We start from the raw sequence: 2,452 nt of genomic DNA, 5'->3' as shown, positions 1-2,452 counted from the left end.
GAGCCGGCGCAGGCGCCCGGCGCGCGCGGCGGCGAGCCGCTGCGGCCAGGCGGCGAAGAAGGCCTGCAGCGGCTTCACCGCCAGCAAGCTGTCCGTCGGCAGGGCGTCGAGGGCGCGGGTGTCGACGAGGCTGCCGACGTCGAGCGACAGCAGGTCGAAGTCGTGCGTGGCGCCGCTGTCGTCGCGCAGGGCGTGGCGCCCGGCGTCGAGCGCCACTGCGGAGGCGAGGCACAGGCGCGCGCCGGCCGCGGCGGCGAGCGGGCGCAGGTCGATGCAGCAGTCCTCGGCGCGGCAGTGTCCGGCCATCCAGGCGGGCAGCATCCCCGAGTACCATTGCCAGGGCGAGGGTGTCAGCAGCACCGCCTCCACCGCGCGCGGGCGTCGCCGGGCGAGGGCCTGCAGGACCGCGAGCTGGGCGTGGCCGCCGCCGACGAGGAGGAGTCGCTTCATAAGGTCGAATGGGCAGGAGGCAGGATGGGGGGCGGATGATGCGGCGGGATCGAACTTCCCGAGCGTAAGGTTTTCCGAGACAGGTGCGACAGAAGACCGTACCGGTCGCTGCGGATTCCGCAGCGGCCGCAAGAATCGATTTTCCGATGGAGACCCTCCGCATGCATGCCACCCTCCCGCTGCTCGAATCGCGCCGCTTTCCGCCGCTGCGCCGCGAGGCGACGACCACGCTGCAGGTGAACCTGGGCTATCGCTGCAACCAGAGCTGCGTGCATTGCCACGTCAACGCCGGCCCCAACCGCAGCGAGATGATGGACGCCGACACGCTCGCGCTGATCCCGCAGGTGCTCGCCGCGCGCGCGATCGGCACGCTCGACCTCACCGGCGGCGCCCCCGAGCTGCATCCGGGCTTCCGCGCCCTGGTGCGGGAGGCGCGGGCGCTCGGGGTGCGCGTGATCGACCGCTGCAACCTCACCATCCTGTCCGAGCCGGGGCAGGAGACGCTCGCCGACTTCCTCGCCCGGCAGGGTGTCGAGGTGGTGGCCTCGCTGCCCTGCTACTCGGCGGACAACGTCGACCGCCAGCGTGGCCAGGGCGTGTTCGAGCGCAGCATCGCCGGCCTGCTGCGCCTCAACGCGCTCGGCTACGGCCAGCCTGGCAGCGGGCGGGTGCTGAACCTGGTGTACAACCCGCAGGGTCCGGTGCTGCCGCCCGACCAGGCCCGGCTCGAGGCCGACTACCGGCGCGAGCTCGTGGCGCACTTCGGCATCGTCTTCAACCAGCTTTTCGCGCTCGCCAACATGCCGATCCAGCGCTTCGGCTCGATGCTGATCTCGAAGGGGCAGTTCAACGCCTACATGGCGCTGCTGCAGGCCAGCCACCGCGACGAGAACCTGGCCGCGGTGATGTGCCGCAGCCTCGTCAGCGTGGACTGGCAGGGGCGGCTGTACGACTGCGACTTCAACCAGCAGCTCGGCCTGCCGGCGGGCGAGGGCGATGCCGATGGCGCAGGTGCGGCGCGGCCCGGCGCGCCGCACCTGCGCGACCTGCTCGCAGCCGACCTCGCCGGCGCACCGATCCGCGTCGCCGATCACTGCTTCGGCTGCACGGCGGGCAGCGGGTCGAGCTGCGGCGGGGCGCTGAAGGGCTGAGCATGGCGACGCCGGAGGTCGAGGCGCGCGCGGGGGCGCTGGCCATCGTGGTGCCGATGCTGGACGAGGCGGCCACGCTGCCCGCGCTGCTCGTCCATCTCGCCGGCTGGCGTGCCCGCGGCTGCGAGGTCGTGCTGGTCGATGGCGGCAGCCGCGACGACTCGGTGGCGATGGCGCGCGCGGCGGGTCTCCGCGTGGTGGTCGCCGAGCGCGGCCGTGCCCGCCAGATGAACGCGGGCGCGCAGGCGTGCGGCGGTGCCCTGCTGTTGTTCCTGCACGCGGACACGCGCCTGCCCGAGGCGGCGGACGCGATGGTGCGCGCGGCGCTCGCCGTCCAGGCCTGGGGCCGCTTCGACGTGCGCATCGACGGCCGCCCGCTCATGCTGCGCGTGGTGGCGGCGCTGATGAACCTGCGCTCGCGGCTGAGCGGTATCGCCACCGGCGACCAGGCGATCTTCGTGCGCCGGGAGGTGTTCGAGGCGCTGGGCGGCTTCCCGGACCAGCCGCTGATGGAGGACATCGAGCTCTCGCGCCGGCTGCTGCGCGTGTCGCGCCCGGCCTGCCTGCGCGCGCGGGTGCGGACCTCGGGGCGGCGCTGGGAGCAGCGCGGGGTATGGCGCACCATCGCGCTGATGTGGCGCCTGCGCTGGGCCTACTGGCGCGGCGTGCCGGCCGAGCGCCTCGCCGAGGCCTACCGGTGAGCGCGACCCGCATCGTGGTCCTCGCCAAGGCGCCGCAGCCGGGGCGGGTGAAGACGCGGCTGATTCCCGCGCTCGGCGCCGAGGGGGCGGCGGCGCTCGCCGCGTGCATGCTGGCGCGCACGCTGGCAGTGGCCGCCGAGGCCGCCGAGG

General features: G+C 74.1%; 3 protein-coding genes. 2 read left to right on the top strand and 1 reads right to left on the bottom strand.

The features are described from left to right. Positions 1-450 (bottom strand): NAD(P)/FAD-dependent oxidoreductase (locus C667_RS22155; RefSeq protein ID WP_004385715.1); only part of this gene is annotated, 450 nt, incomplete at its 3' end. A 161-nt stretch (positions 451-611) separates the two neighbouring features. Between C667_RS22155 and arsS the strand changes: the two genes are divergently transcribed. Further along, the gene (gene arsS / locus C667_RS22150; RefSeq protein WP_039922776.1) at positions 612-1,601 is read left to right on the top strand and encodes an arsenosugar biosynthesis radical SAM (seleno)protein ArsS; all 990 of its coding nucleotides are present in this window, start codon (positions 612-614) and stop codon (positions 1,599-1,601) included. 2 nt (positions 1,602-1,603) lie between these two features. Continuing rightward, on the top strand, positions 1,604-2,302 hold the full coding sequence (locus tag C667_RS22145) for a TIGR04283 family arsenosugar biosynthesis glycosyltransferase (RefSeq protein ID WP_004385713.1): 699 nt from the start codon (positions 1,604-1,606) through the stop codon (positions 2,300-2,302). The last annotated feature ends 150 nt before the right edge of the window (positions 2,303-2,452 follow it).

The sequence above is a fragment of the Thauera phenylacetica B4P genome (assembly GCF_000310225.1).
In the GTDB taxonomy this organism is placed as follows: Bacteria; Pseudomonadota; Gammaproteobacteria; order Burkholderiales; family Rhodocyclaceae; genus Thauera; species Thauera phenylacetica.
This window is presented reverse-complemented; position numbering and strand designations above follow the sequence as displayed.

Excerpts from the sequence above, each read along its gene's own strand:
- arsS (WP_039922776.1), top strand. The coding sequence starts at position 612 with ATGCATGCCACCCTCCCGCTGCTCGAATCGCGCCGCTTTCCGCCGCTG.
- C667_RS22145 (WP_004385713.1), top strand. The coding sequence starts at position 1,604 with ATGGCGACGCCGGAGGTCGAGGCGCGCGCGGGGGCGCTGGCCATCGTG.